Source organism: Paenibacillus sp. GL_099_B (genome assembly GCF_057835695.1).
The window spans coordinates 4,632,829-4,650,606 of sequence record NZ_CM174430.1 but is presented as its reverse complement, the minus strand read 5'-3'; the positions used below and the strand labels follow the sequence as shown (position 1 = coordinate 4,650,606).

Annotated in this window: 18 protein-coding genes and 1 riboswitch; of the genes, 17 read left to right on the top strand and 1 reads right to left on the bottom strand. The window is 47.2% G+C overall.

The features are described from left to right. The first annotated feature begins 169 nt into the window (after positions 1–169). The 9 genes from spoIIM (at position 170) to sigF (ending at position 6,888) form a co-directional block, all read left to right on the top strand. Entirely contained in the window at positions 170–799 is a 630-nt protein-coding gene (spoIIM, locus tag AC3ITG_RS21060) for a stage II sporulation protein M (protein ID WP_076291903.1), read from the top strand. Between the two features lie 108 nt (positions 800–907). After that, entirely contained in the window at positions 908–1,375 is a 468-nt protein-coding gene (fur, locus tag AC3ITG_RS21055; RefSeq protein ID WP_063565729.1) for a ferric iron uptake transcriptional regulator, read from the top strand. Between the two features lie 157 nt (positions 1,376–1,532). Further along, complete coding sequence (locus AC3ITG_RS21050; protein WP_024630960.1) at positions 1,533–1,775, top strand: DUF4227 family protein; 243 nt, start codon at positions 1,533–1,535, stop codon at positions 1,773–1,775. Positions 1,776–1,849: 74 nt separating this feature from the next. Beyond that, positions 1,850–2,740, top strand: coding sequence for a tyrosine recombinase (locus AC3ITG_RS21045; RefSeq protein WP_489251249.1), 891 nt, complete (start codon positions 1,850–1,852; stop codon positions 2,738–2,740). A 178-nt stretch (positions 2,741–2,918) separates the two neighbouring features. Next, complete coding sequence (locus tag AC3ITG_RS21040) at positions 2,919–3,743, top strand: purine-nucleoside phosphorylase (protein WP_489251248.1); 825 nt, start codon at positions 2,919–2,921, stop codon at positions 3,741–3,743. Positions 3,744–4,047: 304 nt separating this feature from the next. Continuing rightward, on the top strand, positions 4,048–5,169 hold the full coding sequence (locus AC3ITG_RS21035) for a D-alanyl-D-alanine carboxypeptidase family protein (protein WP_489254508.1): 1,122 nt from the start codon (positions 4,048–4,050) through the stop codon (positions 5,167–5,169). Positions 5,170–5,312: 143 nt separating this feature from the next. After that, positions 5,313–5,666: an anti-sigma F factor antagonist gene (gene spoIIAA, locus AC3ITG_RS21030; protein ID WP_036663380.1), complete on the top strand. Its 354-nt coding sequence runs from the start codon at positions 5,313–5,315 to the stop codon at positions 5,664–5,666. Further along, positions 5,663–6,118 carry an anti-sigma F factor gene (gene spoIIAB / locus AC3ITG_RS21025; RefSeq protein ID WP_053784445.1) on the top strand — a complete coding sequence of 152 codons (456 nt, stop codon included), beginning with the start codon at positions 5,663–5,665 and terminating at the stop codon, positions 6,116–6,118. The genes spoIIAA and spoIIAB overlap by 4 nt, the downstream gene beginning before the upstream one ends. Positions 6,119–6,132: 14 nt before the next feature. Beyond that, complete coding sequence (sigF, locus tag AC3ITG_RS21020) at positions 6,133–6,888, top strand: RNA polymerase sporulation sigma factor SigF (RefSeq protein ID WP_024630954.1); 756 nt, start codon at positions 6,133–6,135, stop codon at positions 6,886–6,888. An 88-nt stretch (positions 6,889–6,976) separates the two neighbouring features. Here the strand turns inward: sigF and AC3ITG_RS21015 are convergent, their stop codons facing one another. Further along, positions 6,977–7,909: a DMT family transporter gene (locus tag AC3ITG_RS21015; protein WP_413372386.1), complete on the bottom strand. Its 933-nt coding sequence runs from the start codon at positions 7,907–7,909 to the stop codon at positions 6,977–6,979. Between the two features lie 110 nt (positions 7,910–8,019). Here AC3ITG_RS21015 and AC3ITG_RS21010 point away from each other — a divergent pair, with 110 nt between their 5' ends. The 8 genes from AC3ITG_RS21010 (at position 8,020) to ribD (ending at position 17,771) form a co-directional block, all read left to right on the top strand. Beyond that, entirely contained in the window at positions 8,020–8,931 is a 912-nt protein-coding gene (locus AC3ITG_RS21010) for an AraC family transcriptional regulator (protein ID WP_489251247.1), read from the top strand. Positions 8,932–9,344: 413 nt separating this feature from the next. After that, positions 9,345–10,523, top strand: coding sequence for an IS110 family RNA-guided transposase (locus tag AC3ITG_RS21005; protein ID WP_489251246.1), 1,179 nt, complete (start codon positions 9,345–9,347; stop codon positions 10,521–10,523). 626 nt (positions 10,524–11,149) lie between these two features. Further along, positions 11,150–11,806, top strand: coding sequence for a stage V sporulation protein AA (locus tag AC3ITG_RS21000; protein WP_413372384.1), 657 nt, complete (start codon positions 11,150–11,152; stop codon positions 11,804–11,806). Next, positions 11,793–12,215, top strand: a complete 423-nt coding sequence (locus AC3ITG_RS20995) for a stage V sporulation protein AB (protein WP_489251245.1) — start codon at positions 11,793–11,795, stop codon at positions 12,213–12,215. The genes AC3ITG_RS21000 and AC3ITG_RS20995 overlap by 14 nt, the downstream gene beginning before the upstream one ends. Positions 12,216–12,297: 82 nt before the next feature. Further along, the gene (locus AC3ITG_RS20990; protein WP_413379739.1) at positions 12,298–13,908 is read left to right on the top strand and encodes a spore germination protein; all 1,611 of its coding nucleotides are present in this window, start codon (positions 12,298–12,300) and stop codon (positions 13,906–13,908) included. A 104-nt stretch (positions 13,909–14,012) separates the two neighbouring features. Continuing rightward, complete coding sequence (gene lysA / locus AC3ITG_RS20985; RefSeq protein ID WP_063565739.1) at positions 14,013–15,344, top strand: diaminopimelate decarboxylase; 1,332 nt, start codon at positions 14,013–14,015, stop codon at positions 15,342–15,344. A 222-nt stretch (positions 15,345–15,566) separates the two neighbouring features. Then, positions 15,567–15,998, top strand: coding sequence for a peptidylprolyl isomerase (locus AC3ITG_RS20980; RefSeq protein WP_301246431.1), 432 nt, complete (start codon positions 15,567–15,569; stop codon positions 15,996–15,998). A 147-nt stretch (positions 15,999–16,145) separates the two neighbouring features. After that, positions 16,146–16,309: riboswitch (FMN riboswitch) on the top strand. A 358-nt stretch (positions 16,310–16,667) separates the two neighbouring features. Continuing rightward, a complete protein-coding gene (gene ribD, locus AC3ITG_RS20975) occupies positions 16,668–17,771 on the top strand; it encodes a bifunctional diaminohydroxyphosphoribosylaminopyrimidine deaminase/5-amino-6-(5-phosphoribosylamino)uracil reductase RibD (protein WP_063565740.1) in 1,104 nt (367 codons plus the stop codon). The last annotated feature ends 7 nt before the right edge of the window (positions 17,772–17,778 follow it).

Below are 17,778 nucleotides of genomic sequence, written 5' to 3'. Positions count from 1 at the left end.
AATAAAGTGAGTTAGCATCATTTGGTGCGGGAATGGCTACTTGTCATGGTGAAGGAATTGGAATCTGGACAAGAAGTCATACGTGTGCATTCCGGTTCATAAGAATGACTATAAGGATTTCACTCGATATCCTTGCAGCATGATAACCGGAAAGGGGACCCGTACCTGTATGCGTTCTGCCTACTTCACATTCAAAGGCCAAACCTCTTTATATGTATTCGTGGCTGTCTTGTTTTTAGTGGGTGTCATTTTTGGCGCCCTGATGGTTAATGCCCTATCCCTTGAACAGCGCCAGGATCTGGAGGGATACCTCGGTAACTTTTTCATGACGGTACAGCACAGCGGACAAGTGATTGAGACCGGAACCTATTGGGACATTGCCATGCTTCATCTAAAGTGGGTTGGCCTGATCTTCATTCTGGGCTTATCGGTCATCGGCCTGCCCGGCATATTGGTTCTGGATTTTTTGAAAGGTGTGCTCATTGGTTTTACAGTGGGTTACCTTGTGGGACAATATTCATGGAAAGGGCTGTTGTTTGCCCTGGTTTCCGTTGCGCCTCATAATTTATTCGTGATTCCGGTACTGCTAATTTGCAGTGTGTCGGCCATGACCTTTTCCTTATACATTATTCGGAACCGTGTTCTGATGCAGCGGACGCCAGGCCGTCAGAAGCCTTTTGCTTCATATATGGTGTTAACTCTCGTTATGGCAGCGCTGCTGTTAGGGGTTGCGTCATTTGAAACATGGGTTACACCTGCGATGATGCGCTGGGTCACACCGATGCTACTACCTGCTTAGCTTTGCGCGTGATAGTGTAAAATGTTGACTTTAATTATGTACTCCCCCTATAATGAAAGAAGTGGGTTAAGTTGCAGTGTGCAGTGATTTCCTAGGGGGAGGGAGAAAATGGAAGCACGGATCGATAAAATTAAGCAGCAACTACAGTCCCAAGGATATAAATTAACGCCCCAGCGGGAAGCCACCTTAAGAGTACTTCTTGAGAATGAAGAAGATCATCTGAGCGCAGAAGACGTATTCATGCTCGTGAAAGAAAAGGCTCCCGAAATCGGTCTCGCAACCGTGTACCGTACCCTCGAACTGCTGAGTGAGCTGCATGTTGTAGAGAAAATCAACTTCGGCGACGGTGTAGCGCGTTATGATCTACGCGGAGATACATCCAAGCATCACCATCATCACTTAATCTGTGTTCAATGCGGAAGTATGGATGAAATACGTGAAGACTGGCTTGGACCGCTTGAAGAGCGACTGGAGCGGGAATTTAACTTTTCGGTAGTAGATCACCGACTGGATTTCCATGGGATTTGTTACCGTTGCAAAGCTAAAAATGACCAGAAGCCCAAAGATGAAGAATAACATAGCATATCTTCAAGCTCTCACCGGCGGTTTTGACGGGAGAGCTTTTTTGGTCCAGCGTGTGATGTGAGGTTTACCCTGAATGTCATATTCCTGTGTTCGTTAACATACCCTGATTCTAGACGAGTCGGATTCGAACCAGAAAGGGGTACAACCCATGATTATATCGCTGCGGAGAGGACTCCGTTTTATTCGATTTATCGTATTTTTTGCTGCATTAGTTTATCTGTTCTATCATGTCCTGGATTTGTTCAACGGATGGATCTCACCTGTGGACCAATATCAGATGCCAACAGGAAATGCGGTTAAAGTATTTCAGGAAACGGTTTGGCCAAGTAACGGGGAAGGGCGTCCTACAATGGCAGAGCGTCTCCGTTTATTCTATTGGTACGGAGAGTAGCTGGACTAGCCAGGGATGCAAATACGGAAGCAGGTTGCCCATGTGGCAATTCTGTCAGATGAGGAGCGTTGTGCATGAAGCAGACGATACACGCCTATGCCTTATACTTGGAAGAGGACAAAGGGATGTCGAGCAGCACGCTGGAATCGTATCTTCGGGACGTGGACAAGTTCATCGAATTTGCGGATAAAGAATACGGTATCCGGGAAGCGGAGCAGGTGCGCCGGACGCATGTTATCCTGTTTGTAGGTCAGCAGAAACAGGCAGGACGTGCGAATGCAACCATCGCCCGCAGCGTCGTATCCCTGCGCTCCTATTTTCATTTTTTGATGCGGCGTGGTGAGATATTACAGGACCCCACATTTGACGTGGAGGCTCCAAAAGCAGACAAGACACCACCGCAGGTGTTAACCATTCAAGAGATTGAATTGCTGCTCGCGACCCCTGATACCCGTTCACCGCAAGGGGTGCGTGACCGGGCCATGCTGGAACTATTGTATGCGACAGGCATTCGTGTATCCGAACTGATTACGCTGGATGTTCGTGATGTACAGCCAGGCATGCGCTTTATCCGCTGTGGAGGTGCCGGTAAAGAACGGATTTTGCCAATAGGTGCGCCTGCAGCAGAGTGGGCAAGTGTTTATGTGAACGAGTATCGCAACCTGCTAATTAAAAATGACATGGACGAGCAGGCTCTCTTTGTCAACGTATCAGGCAGACGATTAACCCGGCAGGGCTTCTGGAAGCTGCTCAAAAAAGCAGCGATGGATGCGGGAATTTCGGGCGAAATCACACCACATACGCTGCGTCATTCCTTTGCCGCTCACCTGATTGCCAGTGGGGCAGATACGCGCGCGGTGCAGGACATGCTTGGTCATGTGGAGCAGCCTGGGCAACAGTATGGACATCATGGTCGCAAAACGATGAAAGAGATTTATGAATCTCATCATCCGCGGGCTAAATAGTTTGTATATGCGTAAAATCTGCAAAAAAAAGCGGAACAATAGTCCGATTTAGGATAAAATAAATTGAACACATCTAAACGCCGTTATACATAAGCAAATGCATCATTTCTGCGTGTAGTTTCGATTGATGCCATTTGCGGATACAGACGGATCGTTTCAACTCAAGGGGGAACATCTTATGACAGCATTAAACCAACAGATGATTTTGGAAGCGGCATCTTACATCCAAAGCAAAAGTTCCATTAAACCGGAAGTCGGTTTGATTTTAGGTTCAGGACTTGGCATTTTGGCAGAACTGATTGAAGATGGCGTGAGCATCGCCTATCAGGATATTCCGCATTTTCCGGTGTCCACAGTAGAGGGACATGAAGGCGAATTGCTGGTAGGAACCATCAAAGGCCGTCCGGTCGTCATGATGAAAGGTCGTTTCCATATGTACGAAGGATATGGTCCGGAACTGACTGCCTTCCCGGTACGTGTCATGAAAGAGCTGGGCGTAACTTCTCTGCTCGTAACGAACGCAGCAGGTGGCGTGAATACCTCATATGAGGCGGGTGACCTGATGCTGATCTCGGATCATCTGAATCTCACGGGCAAGAATCCGTTAATCGGACCGAATGACGCCGCGCTGGGTGTGCGCTTCCCGGATCTCTCCGAAGCGTACAGCCGCCGTCTGCGTGCACTGGCGAAGGATACGGCCGCTTCACAAGGTTTTGATGTACGTGAAGGTGTATACGCAGGTATGCTTGGTCCAAACTATGAGACACCGGCTGAGATCGTGATGCTGCGAACGTTGGGTGCGGATGCTGTCGGCATGTCTACCGTTTCTGAAGTAATCGTGGCACGCCACGCTGGCCTGGAAGTACTTGGTATCTCCTGTATCAGCAACATGGCTGCTGGCATTCTGGACCAGCCGTTGTCGCATGATGAGGTTATGGAGACGACAGAGCGTGTTCGTGAATCATTCCTGGCCCTTGTGCTGGCTGTTATTCCACAAATGTAACTGATCAATAAGAAGAGGCGATCTACCCTAATGTGATTCATTGGGGCAGGTTGTCTTTTTTTTATTTTCCTTAACGGGCCGCTCTCTCATCCAGTAGTTCAGGCTCGTTTTTTGGTGTTTCACACGGATTACATAAAAAGTTCGGGAAATCATTCTTTACATGGAATAATTTACTTCAATCGGGCCGACAATGATTAGCAGTACATGCATGGAACATGCAGTAAGCAAGTCATTTGAGGAGGTAACCCTAGTGAAGAAACGAATAATGGCATCGTTCATGACCCTTTGTATCCTGCTGCCCCTGATGGCATCAACCGCGCTGGCTGAAGAAACTCCCAAAGCAGCGGGAGGAACAGATTTGGCCCCGTCGGCACGCTCCGCTATTTTGATGGATGCTGATACGGGCACCGTCATTTTTGAGAAAAACAGTCATGATCAGCTGCCTCCGGCGAGCATTACGAAGATTATGACCATGCTGCTCACCATTGAAGCGGTCGACTCTGGCAAGTTGAAGCTAACGGATAAAGTGAGAACGAGTGAATATGCCGCATCCATGGGTGGATCACAGATTTTTCTGGAACCTGGGGAAGAGATGACGGTCGACGATATGTTAAAAGGGATTGCTATGGCTTCCGGTAATGATGCTTCTGTAGCAATGGCTGAGAAAATTGCCGGTTCGGAGGAAGCCTTTGTACAACTGATGAATGAGCGGGCGAAGGAACTCGGAATGAAGGATACTCATTTTTCCAACTGTAACGGCCTGCCGGTGGATAACCATTATTCTTCGGCCCATGACATTGCGGTCATGAGCCGTGAACTGCTGAAGCATCCGGGGATTACGAAATATACCGGTGCATACCAGGACTACCTTCGTAAAGATAGTGAGAAGCCATTCTGGCTGGTGAATACGAACAAGTTGGTTCGTTTCTACTCCGGTGCCGATGGGTTGAAAACAGGATACACTTCCGAAGCCAAATTTTGTCTCTCGGCTACAGCGATGAAGGATGGGCTGCGTACGGTCGCGGTAGTTCTCGGAGAACCAAATACCAAAACACGGAACAGTGAAGTGTCCTCAATGTTTGACTATGCTTTTGGACAATACACGATGAAGGCTCTGTACAAGTCAGGGGATCTGCTGGGAAGTCTGGAAATTGAAAAAGGTGAAGTAGCCGAATTGCCGCTGAATGCAACACAAAATTATAGTGTGCTGATGCGCAAAGGTGCGAAATCGGATGAGATCCGTCATGAATTGCTGATGGCAAAAGAAGTGAAAGCTCCGGTCAAAGCAGGTCAGAGTGTAGGTAAGCTAGTCGTCTACCAGGGCAATGAAGTCATCAAGGAATTCGACATTCAGGCTCCGCAGGATGTGGACAAGGCTGGCTGGTGGAAGCTATTCAAACGCACAACCTCCAAACTGTTCGATTAAACGGCGATTTATGCAGGTTGCGTACATCCTTTGAACGTATTTTGTAGTTAATTAGGGGTTTTCTTCTAGTTTTGTCGGGGGGCAGGAAAAGCCTTCGGGAACGTAGAAATCCTTGTTTAAGACAGGGAGGAGAGTGAGCAAACGTGAACTTGCATGTGGAAATGGAACATCACCGCGGGATTCTGATTGTGCGATTATCCGGGGAGCTGGATCACCATACAGCTGACATGGTACGGATGCAGATGGATGAAGCTATCCAGCGCAGACAATGCGAGCATTTGGTACTCAGCCTGAAAGATCTGCAATTTATGGATAGTTCGGGTCTGGGTGTCATTTTGGGAAGATACAAGCTCATTAAGAATAAAGGCGGCAAGATGGTTGTCTGTGATGTCAATCCGCCAGTGTATCGTTTGCTGGAAATGTCGGGTTTGTTCAAGATTATGCCGATATACGAAAATGAGGGAACTGCTCTCTCGGGTCTGGAGGTCGTCTCATGAATGAAGGAACGGGGACAAATTTCATGAATCTGCAATTCGCGGCCAAGTCGGAGAACGAATCGTTCGCACGGGTGACGGTTGCTGCCTTCATCTCCCAGCTTGATCCTACGATGGACGAGCTTAGCGATCTGAAGACGGTTATCTCGGAAGCCGTAACGAACAGCATCATCCACGGTTACAACAACAATGCGGAAGGTGTCGTGTCCATTCAAGCCGAGATTCGGGATGACATGATTACTATCATTGTGGAAGACCGTGGTGAAGGCATCGAAGATCTTGAACTGGCCAAACAGCCGCTGTATACGTCCAAACCCGAACTTGAGCGCTCGGGCATGGGCTTCACCATTATGGAAAACTTCATGGATGAATTCGAAGTCAGCAGTGAGCCCGGCAGAGGCACCTCCATCAAGATGAAGAAAAGGATTGAATCCAAGAAAGCATTGTATAATTAGGGGTTGGTGGTCTTATGGATGCTGAAGTGAAACAGTCTTCACAGACCTATTTGGACGATGCCGAGGTCAAACGGCTGATTGCGCTCAGTCAGTCGGGTGACCATGTCGCACGGGATACGCTGGTGAACTGCAACATCAGACTCGTCTGGTCCGTCGTACAACGTTTTATGAACAGGGGATATGAGCCGGAAGATCTGTTCCAGATTGGTTGTATCGGGCTGCTCAAATCGGTGGATAAATTCGATCTCAGTTATGATGTGAAATTCTCCACCTATGCTGTCCCAATGATTATCGGAGAAATTCAGCGCTTCCTGCGGGATGACGGCACGCTTAAGGTCAGTCGTTCACTCAAGGAAATGGCGAATAAAGTCCGCAAAAAAAGGGATGAGCTCTCCAAACACCTCGATCGTCTTCCAACGATTAAGGAAGTAGCCGCGGAGTTGGGGGTAACCCCGGAGGAAGTTGTATTTGCTCAGGAAGCCAACAAACCGCCGACCTCCATACATGAGACGGTGTTTGAGAATGACGGCGATCCGATTACACTTATGGACCAGATTGCCGACGAGTCTCAGGAACGGTGGTTCGACAAACTGGCGCTAAACGAAGCGATTGGCGGTCTCAGTGAACGGGAACGGCTGATTGTGTACCTCCGGTATTACCGGGATCAGACCCAGTCCGAGGTCGCCAGCAGGCTGGGCATATCCCAGGTGCAGGTGTCACGGCTGGAGAAAAAAATACTTCAATCCATTCGTGACCAGATCGCACAGTGATTTTGGATTGCAGACAACAATATTGGTGCTAAACCAACAATATACGACAACTAACAACCTTCTATCGCGCCTTAATATGCGAAGAAGGTTATTTGTCGTTAACCTGGATGGGTTTGGGGCGATTCGACTGCAACAATAATATCAATCCAATGATACACGCGGTTCCCAGCCATTGAAATAAACCAAAGGGTTCATGCAACCAGATAACAGTGGTGCCAACGGCAGCAAGAGGCTCCGCACTTCCCATTAGACTCGTTTCCTTTGCTGTCAGGCTTTTTAAACTTTCGATATAGAACCAGAATGCAATCATCGTCCCTAAAATAATGGTAAATGCCAAATATCCGTAGGTTTCCAAACGCAAGCTGGCAAAGTCCATTTTCCATGGTGGGTGGATGATACTCAGTGCAGCCCCTCCGATAATCATTGCCCAACCTACTACAACGAGTGAATCATTATTCTCAATCAGTTTCACGGCGTAAAGGGTATAGAAGGCAGCGGCAACTCCGGATAACAGCCCCCACAATACTGCGGGTAACGCCACAGACAATTGGGAGAGGGAACCATTTGTAAGCAAGAGAAAACACCCGCTCAGAGCCAAAATTGCCGATGTAACATCCTTTCTGGTCAGAACAGCCTGTTTTCGCCAGATCATATAGACCATGATCATGACTGGTGAAAGATATTGAAGTAGTGTGGCTACCGCGGAGTTGCCATGTTGAATGGACGCCATGTACGTATACTGAACAGCCAGCATCCCGAATAGTCCGAAAATGATTAGTTGCAAGGCTGTTTTTTTGCTCTTCCATATATCAAAAATTTGCGAGCGCCTTGTTGTGAAGGATTGCACTCCAAGAAGCAGTATGCCGGCAATCAGCAATCGTACCGTTACAAACCAGTTGACTTCGATTCCGTATTGTTGAAACAGTTTTTGTGAAACCGTTCCGCCAATGCCCCAGCATATCGCTCCTGTAAGAACGAAGAATATGCCTGATTTTCTAGATCTTTGAATAGATGTTTTCATGGATAGCGGCCCTCACCTTAAATATAAGAATAGTGCTATATTAAAATGAAATAGGCTATAATAATATCAATATCGCACAGATAAATATAATTATATTGAGATGAGAAAATATGCTTAAGACAGAATTTAGGATTGATCAAAACGGGAGGGAACTGACGGAGCATCGTACGGTTACATTACCTATTGCTTGTTATGAAACCACAATTGTACGCAATGTTCATGGGCATATTCCTTTACACTGGCATGATGAATTGCAGTTTGTTTTGGTTATCCAGGGAGAAGCTCTTTTTCATGTGAATGATCTAAAGGTCGTTGTGCCACAAGGTGACGGGTTGTTTATCAACAGTGGTTGCATGCATATGGCGGAGGAACAGGGTAAGAACGATAATTGTATTTATCTCTGTCTGAATATCTCTCCTCATTTTGTTGTGCCTTCCGAGTTATATTTAAAGTATGTTCATCCCTATATCTCAGCGACCAATTTACCTTATCTTCATATCAAAGGGGAAATTTCCTGGGGAGCTCAAGTCCTTGACGCCATCCGGCATGTTAAAAAGGATCTGGATGAGCAGCCTCCATTTTACGAAGTGAATGTGGCTTCAAGCCTTTTGACGATATGGAAACAACTGATTACAAGCGGATACGCGCTGGAATATGATCCATCAGAAATCATCAGAAGCAGGCGAATGAAGGACATGGTCGAATGGATTCACCTGCACTTTGCTGAACCAATCAAATTGGAGGACATTGCAAGGGCCGGTCAGTTAAGTCGATCAGAGACCTGCCGTTATTTCAAGCAAATGTTGAAGACAACACCCATGCAGTATGTTACCGATTATCGCATCCAAAAGAGTGTGGATCTGTTGCAACTCCAGGAACGCAGCATTACCGAGATTGCTTATGAAGTTGGTTTTAATAGTACGAGTTATTTTATTAATCAGTTTCGCAAAACCATGCAAATTACCCCGCTAAAGTTCAGAAGAGAAATGGAGTTCAGGAATAAGGAGGGTATTGAACATTGAACAAAAAAATGAAGGTATTGGTATCCGTCCTGCTGATGATCACCGCTTTTGTTTTTGTGTACATGCGTTATTTCCATCTGTTCTCCAAAGATACCTAATCCCCAAGTTACTTACCAGTCAATCCATAAGATTTTCTCTTCTCAATAAGTCGCTATATTAGCGGCTTTTTCGTATTATCAGGTTAGCCAGTAATTACTGGTTGGCTTTTTTTGTGGTCGTTTTACGATGGGGGGAGCCGGGAGAACGTGGCGGCTTTAGGGGACATGACCCCGTAACAAAAACTGTTCTCCCACGACCTCCAAAAGACCATGTTTGAGCTGGTAGGGGCGATTGACCCTGTATAACAAGCGAAGCTATGGGTTTGGAACCATCGTGGAAAGGACCGGCGAAATTCAAGACAAGGAGTGAGGAGATTGGAACCTGTTGTTGGTGTAGATGTCGCTAAAGGTTCAAGTGTGGTGCAGGCGTTTCGGAAAGGAAATGAGCCGTATGGCAAAGCGGTGAACATTGTGCATGAACAGAATGGGTTTGAACAATTCGCAGAAATGCTAGGAGAGCTTCAAGTTGAAACAGGGCTGGCTCCAGTAGTGGTTCTGGAAGCGACAGGACATTACCACCGCGCATTGGTTTCTTACCTGGATCGGAGTGGTTACACCTACTATATTGTGAATCCGTTGCAATCCAAACGAGCCAGAGGAACGCAGTTACGCAAAGTGAAAACGGACACCTCGGGCGCTTGGCATCTGGCTGAGATGTACTACCGCGGCGACGTGAGGCCACACCGAACCTGGGATGAGACGTTTACGGAGCTGCAGCATTTGACCCGGCAGCATGAGTTCGTCACGGGCATTTTTGTGCAAGCGAAACTGAACAGCAGAGCCTTGCTGGAGCAAGTATTTCCGGTATATGAGCAAATCTTCTACAACGTGTTTTCGGTAACGTCATTGAGGGTACTGGCCCGTTGTTTAGAGGGAGATACAGAGGATTGGATCGAAGTCATTCAAGAAAGCACGGGCAGATCCCGTTCCAGACGATGGTCGAATGAAAAAGTCGGGAAACTGGAGGAAGTGCTGGCTGACTGGAGAGAAGCTGGGCGTAGTCCGTCTCTAAGCAAAGCATTGCACGGGATGGTCACTTTATTGTTAACGATGATCGGGCAGCTGGACGGACTGGAAAAACAAATGGAAGAAATGGCGGCAGACCTGCCTGAAGTCGAACTCGTGAAGAGTATTCCGGGAATTGGCACCAAACTGGCAGCAGCCATTGTAGCGGAAGTGGGCGACGTCGGGCAGTTTAGTGATGCCAAGCAACTCGTGGCGTTTGCGGGGCTGGACCCTGGGATTTTCAGTTCCGGGAAGTTTACAGCGACAAGCACACGAATAACGAAACGAGGCTCGAAAAGGCTTAGACGTTCTCTGTATTTGGCGGTGCAATGCGGGATGCGAAAAAACGCAAATGCAAGAATTCGTGCGTACTATGAGAAAAAAAGAAAAGAGGGCAAGCCCTACAAGGTGGTTGTGATTGCCTGCGCAAACAAGCTATTGCATCACATTTTCGCCATCTTGCAGAAAGGGCAGCCCTACCAAATTTAAACCATATTTAACCAAAACCTCCATAGCCGTGGAGGTTATTCAGGTTGGTCGGAAAAAGTATAACACGAAAAGAGAACTCATCCAACTTGAAATGCTTGACAAACATTAGCTGGTTTTTGTTTGAGTAACAAAAGGATTATGACAAAATAAAGTCCAAATTCACCAGCTTATAAAATCTCCTACTACAGCCGCCTAGCATATTTATTGCAGGTCTTTGGAAAAAAGGGAGCCGTGCAGCGGAGGGATGGAATCGGACAAAGAAGCGAAGCCTCGAAGGTATATTCTAATACACTAGCAACGCAGGCGGCAGATTAGACCTGAAGAAGCGAAGCGTTCGCCTAAAAGCTTTCTGAAAGAAAGCTACTTCGAAAGCATACACTGTCTCCGAATTTCTACACTAGTAGAAATCAACCAAGAAAATTTGGAGACAACAGCGATCGGAAGGTTGGTCTGCTGCTGGAGTGCCTGCGTGTAATTCCCCTACTAACCTGAGAGCAACAGCGACCGATGGCCGATCCATCCCGAAGCGCCTGCAGGGTCCGCATAACCTTTTTCCAACCAGAATGTAATAAATTTGCACATTCTTCAAATACTAACCTAAATTACGCAGTAAAGGAGTGTTTCGGATGTCCCTGACACCCACTCCAACGGTCTATGTTCGTTTGCGCAGCCGTATTCGTATCCAAAGGGGTCGAAGTGTCAAGCTTGGGGATGTAGCTCACTTGCTCACCTCTCCCGAGGAACAGGAAGGCAGGTTGCTTGAGCTTGAATTGCTGCGCCCCGGACCGGAGGACGGCAATCTGATCCTCGTTGATATATTGCAGATCATTCCCCAGATCCGTCGGGCCTTGCCAGGTGTCACTGTTGAATTGATCGGATCGGGTCACACGCTTGTTGAGGTGGTTGTGGGAAGTGGCAAGCCTTCCAAATCTCTGTTCATCCTGGTGTGGCTGCTGCTTTTCTTTGGATCAGCATTGACCATTATGAATTTTCATGCGGACGTAAACATGCAGGAAGTTCAGATTCGAATTGTTGAGATGATTACAGGTCGCCGGGATGAGCATCCGTATCTGTTTCAGGTGGCGTATTCCATTGGGATCGGGTTTGGCATGGCCGTGTTCTTCAATCATTTATTCAAGAAAAAGTGGAATGAAGAACCTACCCCTTTGGAAGTGGAAATGTTCCTATATCAGCAAAATGTAGACAAGTATGTGGTGATAGAAGAAACCGAACGTATGCATGAAGAGGAACGCAGGGAGATGAATGCGGATGAGCGTTCTTAACGGAGCAATCAGCATTGTGCTGGGCATTGCGGGGGGAATCGCCGTTGGAAGCGGTGTGATTGCGCTTATTCTAGTGCTTGATATGATTCCCAGACTAGCTCAGCTTACGCGAACCTATGACAAAACCCATTGGTATGAAGGGGCATTGATCGGAGGTTCGCTGCTCGGTACCGTTGCGGATTTTTGGCACTGGAAGATGCATGGAGCGCTGTTGCTGAGCCCAATCATCGGACTGTTTTGCGGTGTGTTCATCGGTCTGCTTGCTGCGGCACTGACTGAAGTGCTGAATGTACTGCCAGTGCTGGCGAAGCGACTGGGCATGAAATCTTATTTATTTGGATTGCTGCTTGCCATGATTTTGGGGAAGATGACAGGCTCTCTGTTTGACTTCTTTGTATACCAGCGTTAAAACGTTAGGCCTAAGGAGGATGGAAATGGACGTAAGATCGGACAACGACGGGCATGAATCCAGCGAAGCAACATCCGAAGAGATGATGCATAAATCTCCTTATGAGATTCAGGAGGAAGAAGAAAAGAAGGCTTACGAAAAAAAGAAGCAAAATGAAATGTCTGACAGTATTGAGGAATCGGTAGAATATTGGCAGGAAAACGACGATATATCCCCTCGCATGAGTGATAACAAATATACGCTTCAGCAAGTGTTGGGACTTGGGGAGTCCTTTGATGTGAATATGAGGGAGATGGTCTTGGGCGGCAAACACGTTGGATTGTTGCTGCTAACTGGATTTGCGAAGGATGAGATTCTGCTTGAAGTGTTAAAAAGGTTAACCTATCTTACACCGGAGCAAGTGTCCGGACATGCGTTGAAGTCGTATTTCGAATGTTACATTCCTCATATTCAAGTTGAGCGAGTGGAGAAAATGAGCGCCGTTATCAACAAGGTCCTCACAGGCATGAGTGCCATGTTTGTCGAAGGGGATCGTTCCGTTATTATTATGGATACCCGTAGCTATCCGGTACGTTCCCCAGAGGAACCTTCGCTGGAGAGAGTGGTGCGTGGTTCAAGAGACGGATTCACGGAGACACTTCTGACCAACGTGGCGTTAGTGCGCCGAAGAATACGGGACCCAGGATTAAAGTTTGAAATTATGCAGGTCGGACGGAGATCTCAAACGGATGTCTGTGTTGTATACATTGACGATATCGTGGACAAGGTTCAGGTGGATTCCGTTCGTGAAAAAATTAAACGAGTAAATATCGACGGTATCCCTGCTGCCGATAAGCAGCTTGAAGAAGCGATTATTAACAAGGGCTGGCACCCATATCCGTTGGTTCGTTATTCGGAACGACCGGATGTGACAGCTTCCCATCTGATGGACGGACGGGTTGTTGTTTTTGTAGACACTTCACCCAGTGTGATGATTCTGCCCACGACCTTTTTTGATCTGTGTGAGCATGCGGAAGAGAACAGACAGACCGCCTTTATGGGAACCTATCTGCGCTGGGTACGATTTGGGGGTATTCTGATTTCGCTTTTCCTGTTGCCGCTGTGGTTGTTGATGGTTATTGACCCTGCCATTAAGCCAGCAGGAATGGAGTTCATCGGTCCTCACGAGAATGCCCAGCTTCCGCTGATTCTGCAGTTCCTGCTTATTGAATTCGGGGTCGATTTATTGCGGATGGCAGCAGTCCATACCCCGACGCCACTCGCTTCGGCCATGGGTTTGATTGCAGCCATTTTGGTCGGGGATATCGCCGTGAAAACAGGCTATTTTGTGAATGAAGTTGTACTTTACATGGCGATTGCCGCGATAGGTATGTTTGCAACACCCAGTTATGAGCTTGGTTTGGCGAATCGATTGGTCAGGTTGTTTTTGTTGGTTGCTGTGGCGATATTCAAGGTTCCCGGCTTCGTTGTTGGGACGACGTTCATTATAGTGGCGCTTACCTTGCATCGCTCCTACAACTCTTCTTATCTCTGGCCATTCATACCGTTTAATGCAAAGGCTTTGGGTAACTTTTTGTTCCGTTTGCCACTGTTGGAAAATAAAAAACGTCCTTCAATCAACAAAACGCGTGACAATACCAAAATGGATGAAGACCCGGATGGTGAACTGCAAAAAAGTAAAAAACACAAATGATCTGCCGAAAAATCCATTCTTCTCATTTTCTAATTTGATATACTGGTGTAAAATCATTGGAATAACAGTTGTTCCAGTATATAAAAAAGTGAGGAATGCAGATTATGTATTTACATGGTACAAGTAAAATAAATGCACAGGGACATCTGGAAATTGGCGGAGTCGATACAACCGACTTGAAAGAACAATTTGGAACTCCCCTGTATGTTGTGGACGAGCAATTGGTTCGTGAGCGCTGCAGAGAGTACATGGAAGCGTTCCGTGCTTCAGGCCTGGGTTTCCAGGTTGCTTATGCAAGTAAAGCATTCTGCGTAATGGCAATGTGTGCCCTTGCTGCGGAAGAAGGACTTTCCCTGGATGTTGTATCCGATGGTGAATTGTTCACGGCACTGCAAGCCGGGTTCCCGGCAGAGCGTATTCATTTCCACGGCAACAACAAAACGCTGGAAGAGATCGAAATGGCGCTTGATGCAGAGATTGGCTGCTTTGTTGTGGATAACTTCAATGAATTGCACTTGCTGCAAGCTGTAGCCGCAGACAAAAATCGCAAAGTTAACATTTTGCTGCGTGTGACGCCTGGTGTTGAAGCGCATACGCATGAATATATCTCGACAGGACAAACGGATTCCAAATTTGGATTCGATATCGGAAACGGAACGGCATTTGAAGCCATTGAATTGGCTTCCAAGCAGTCGAACTTAGTTTTACTCGGTGTGCATTCACACATCGGATCACAAATTTTTGAAGTTGAAGGATTCCAAATGGCAGTTCAACGCGTTGCTGAGTTTGCAGCAGATGTGTATGAGCGTCTTAACGTGGCATTCAAAGTGGTTAATCTGGGCGGTGGCTTCGGTATCCGCTATATTGATGGAGATACACCGCTTGAAGTTTCACAATACGTGAAAGCCATCACGGATGCGGTGAAAAATCACTTTGCTCAAATCGGCTATGCTGTGCCTGAGATCTGGGTTGAACCAGGCCGCAGCATCGTAGGTGAAGCAGGAACAACGCTCTACACTGTTGGAACAAGCAAAGATATTCCAGGAGTTCGTAAATACGTAGCTGTGGATGGTGGAATGACAGACAATCCGCGTCCAGCACTGTATGAGTCGAAATATGAAGCTGTATTGGCAAACCGTGCAAATGAGGCTGCTCAGGAAACGGTATCTGTTGCTGGTAAATGTTGTGAGAGCGGCGATATGCTGATTTGGGATCTGGACCTGCCTAAAGTGCAAAGTGGCGATCTGCTCGCAGTAGCTTGCACAGGCGCGTACAACTACTCCATGGCAAGCAACTACAACCGGATTCGTCGTCCGGCAGTTGTATTTGTCAAAGACGGTCAAGGGGATGTTGTCGTACGCCGTGAGACGTATCAGGACATTATCCAGAATGATCTGGTGCCTGAACGCATTGCTAAACAGCCGGTTACCCGTTAATTTAAGGACATCTAGCTGAGCTCTATATGAAGAAGACAAAAAAGGACACTCCTTTTTTGTCTTCTTTTGCATCTTTAGGGCTGGATTTTGAAAAAATCTTGCTGATTATTTTGCGATCAATCCATTTTCGGTGTACACTAAGAAAAGTGCTTTAAAGCTTGGCCCAGGGTCATGCGTTCTGGCACCATTAACGATGGTCAATACGAAAGGAGTCATTTACATATGGCGAAACAAGCGAAAATCAAAATGGCAAACGGCGGAGAAGTTGTAATCGATTTGTTCGATCAAGAAGCTCCAAACACAGTAGCAAACTTTGAGAAACTGGCTAACTCCGGTTTCTACAACGGTCTTGTATTCCACCGTGTTATTCCGGGCTTTGTAGCTCAAGGCGGATGCCCTAACGGTTCCGGTGCAGGCGGTCCTGGTTACACAATCAACTGTGAAATCAACCCGAACAAACATGAGCGTGGAACATTGGCTATGGCACATGCAGGCCGTAACACAGGCGGAAGCCAGTTCTACATCTGCTACCAACCGCAACCACATTTGGATGGACAACATACTGTATTTGGTAAAGTAACCAAAGGTATGGAGTTCGTGGACGCTTTCGAAGGTAAAGACAAAATGGAGACTGTTGAAGTTGTAGAAGCTTAATCAGTATTTCCGTATGCAGCCGTTTCGCCATTGGCGAAGCGGTTTTTTATTACACTTAAGCTTATTAAAAGTTAGTATGTGACAAAAAGGAACAAAAAACAATTGATTTTTTGGCATTAAAGTGCTAACATCCAATTAATAACGCAACGAATCCTTCAGGGCAGGGTGTAATTCCCTACCGGCGGTGATGCAGTATGTGAGGATATCTATCCAGCATTGATGCAAAGTCCGTGACCCGTCTGCCTCTGGCAGATGGCTGATCTGGTGTAATTCCAGAACCGACAGTATAGTCTGGATGGGAGAAGGAGAGGGTGCAGTCCTTACGGGCCGCATTCCGCAGAAGTGTTGCTGTACAGTTTTTGACGAATTCATTTCCTGTGCAGGGAGAAATCCGGTTACTTCCGGCAATCTTCATACATATGCCACATCATAGAAGCTCTTTACCTGTAATTGAAGTTCATTAAGGTATGTGTCTGCTTTCACTTGCCTGAAATGAAGTTTTGGGCGATGTGTTGTTGGCACTGTATCAATAGTACTGCTGGTGACACATGTCTCTCATCATCCCCATCGAACGGTTTGTTCGACGGGGATTTTTTATTGGATATGGAACATGCCTCTCTGTTGGAAGGGAGGTATATAACTAAGATTTTAACCGTGGGGTGAACGGACTTGGAAATGATTAATGATGAATTTTATATGGCGCTGGCACTGGATATGGCAGAGCGGGCACAAGGACAGACCGGAATCAATCCGGTAGTAGGTTGTGTCGTGGTAAAAGAAGGACGTATCGTGGGCCTCGGAAGTCATCTCAAACGCGGAACCGGTCATGCAGAGGTTCATGCGCTGAACATGGCAGGCAGTGATGCTGAAGGCAGTACAGTGTACGTTACGCTCGAACCCTGTAGTCATTATGGAAAGACCCCACCATGCAGCGAACGTCTCATTCATGAGAAAGTGAAACGTGTCGTCGTATGTTGCGAAGATCCGAATCCGCAAGTCTCCGGCAGAGGTATCAGCATGCTGCGTCAACAAGGGATCGAAGTTGAGGTTGGAGTGTTGCGCGAGCGCGGAAGACGGATGAACGAGAAATTCATTAAATACATCACAACAGGTCTCCCCTTTGTAACTTTAAAGACGGCCTCTACACTGGATGGCAAAATCGCTACGCGTAGCGGTGACAGCAAATGGATCTCTAACGAGTCAGCTCGCGAGATCGTACACGCGCTTCGCCATCGCCATCAAGGAATTATGGTTGGTGTGGAAACGGTCATTGCAGACAATCCCGAACTCACGACTCGCTTGCAAGTGGAAGGGATCAGCCCGGTACGAATCGTGGTCGATTCCAAGCTACGTCTGCCTGTAGGCGCCAAAATGGTCAAGGATGGCCTTGCCCCAACCTGGGTGCTTACAACGGATGAGGCGAGCCCTGAAGCGGCTGAGCGGCTAGAAGCCTATGGGGTGGAGATTATACGTTGTGGTCCAGGACCACGTGTTGATCTACTGAGTGCACTCAGCAAGCTCGGTGAGCGTGAGATTGGTTCGATTCTGCTTGAAGGCGGGGGCACACTGAATGGGTCCATGCTGGAAGCACGGTTGGTAGATCGGCTGCTCATGTTCATTGCTCCGAAAATTGTCGGAGGATACGAAACACCAGGCAGTTTCCGCTTTGAGGGTGTAGAGCGCATGAGTCAGGCGATTCAATTACATCAGCTGGAAATTGAGCAAGTTGGAGATAATATCAGCATTGGCGGAATTCCGGTTTGGCCTGAATAAATGAATT

What these genes read in the sequence shown, in the direction of transcription:
- spoIIM (WP_076291903.1), top strand. Translation starts at nt 170, where the DNA reads ATGCGTTCTGCCTACTTCACATTCAAAGGCCAAACCTCTTTATATGTA.
- fur (WP_063565729.1), top strand. Translation starts at nt 908, where the DNA reads ATGGAAGCACGGATCGATAAAATTAAGCAGCAACTACAGTCCCAAGGA.
- AC3ITG_RS21050 (WP_024630960.1), top strand. Translation starts at nt 1,533, where the DNA reads ATGATTATATCGCTGCGGAGAGGACTCCGTTTTATTCGATTTATCGTA.
- AC3ITG_RS21045 (WP_489251249.1), top strand. Translation starts at nt 1,850, where the DNA reads ATGAAGCAGACGATACACGCCTATGCCTTATACTTGGAAGAGGACAAA.
- AC3ITG_RS21040 (WP_489251248.1), top strand. Translation starts at nt 2,919, where the DNA reads ATGACAGCATTAAACCAACAGATGATTTTGGAAGCGGCATCTTACATC.
- AC3ITG_RS21035 (WP_489254508.1), top strand. Translation starts at nt 4,048, where the DNA reads ATGGCATCAACCGCGCTGGCTGAAGAAACTCCCAAAGCAGCGGGAGGA.
- spoIIAB (WP_053784445.1), top strand. Translation starts at nt 5,663, where the DNA reads ATGAATGAAGGAACGGGGACAAATTTCATGAATCTGCAATTCGCGGCC.
- sigF (WP_024630954.1), top strand. Translation starts at nt 6,133, where the DNA reads ATGGATGCTGAAGTGAAACAGTCTTCACAGACCTATTTGGACGATGCC.
- AC3ITG_RS21015 (WP_413372386.1), bottom strand. Translation starts at nt 7,909, where the DNA reads ATGAAAACATCTATTCAAAGATCTAGAAAATCAGGCATATTCTTCGTT.
- AC3ITG_RS21010 (WP_489251247.1), top strand. Translation starts at nt 8,020, where the DNA reads ATGCTTAAGACAGAATTTAGGATTGATCAAAACGGGAGGGAACTGACG.
- AC3ITG_RS21000 (WP_413372384.1), top strand. Translation starts at nt 11,150, where the DNA reads ATGTCCCTGACACCCACTCCAACGGTCTATGTTCGTTTGCGCAGCCGT.
- AC3ITG_RS20995 (WP_489251245.1), top strand. Translation starts at nt 11,793, where the DNA reads ATGAGCGTTCTTAACGGAGCAATCAGCATTGTGCTGGGCATTGCGGGG.
- AC3ITG_RS20990 (WP_413379739.1), top strand. Translation starts at nt 12,298, where the DNA reads ATGATGCATAAATCTCCTTATGAGATTCAGGAGGAAGAAGAAAAGAAG.
- lysA (WP_063565739.1), top strand. Translation starts at nt 14,013, where the DNA reads ATGTATTTACATGGTACAAGTAAAATAAATGCACAGGGACATCTGGAA.
- AC3ITG_RS20980 (WP_301246431.1), top strand. Translation starts at nt 15,567, where the DNA reads ATGGCGAAACAAGCGAAAATCAAAATGGCAAACGGCGGAGAAGTTGTA.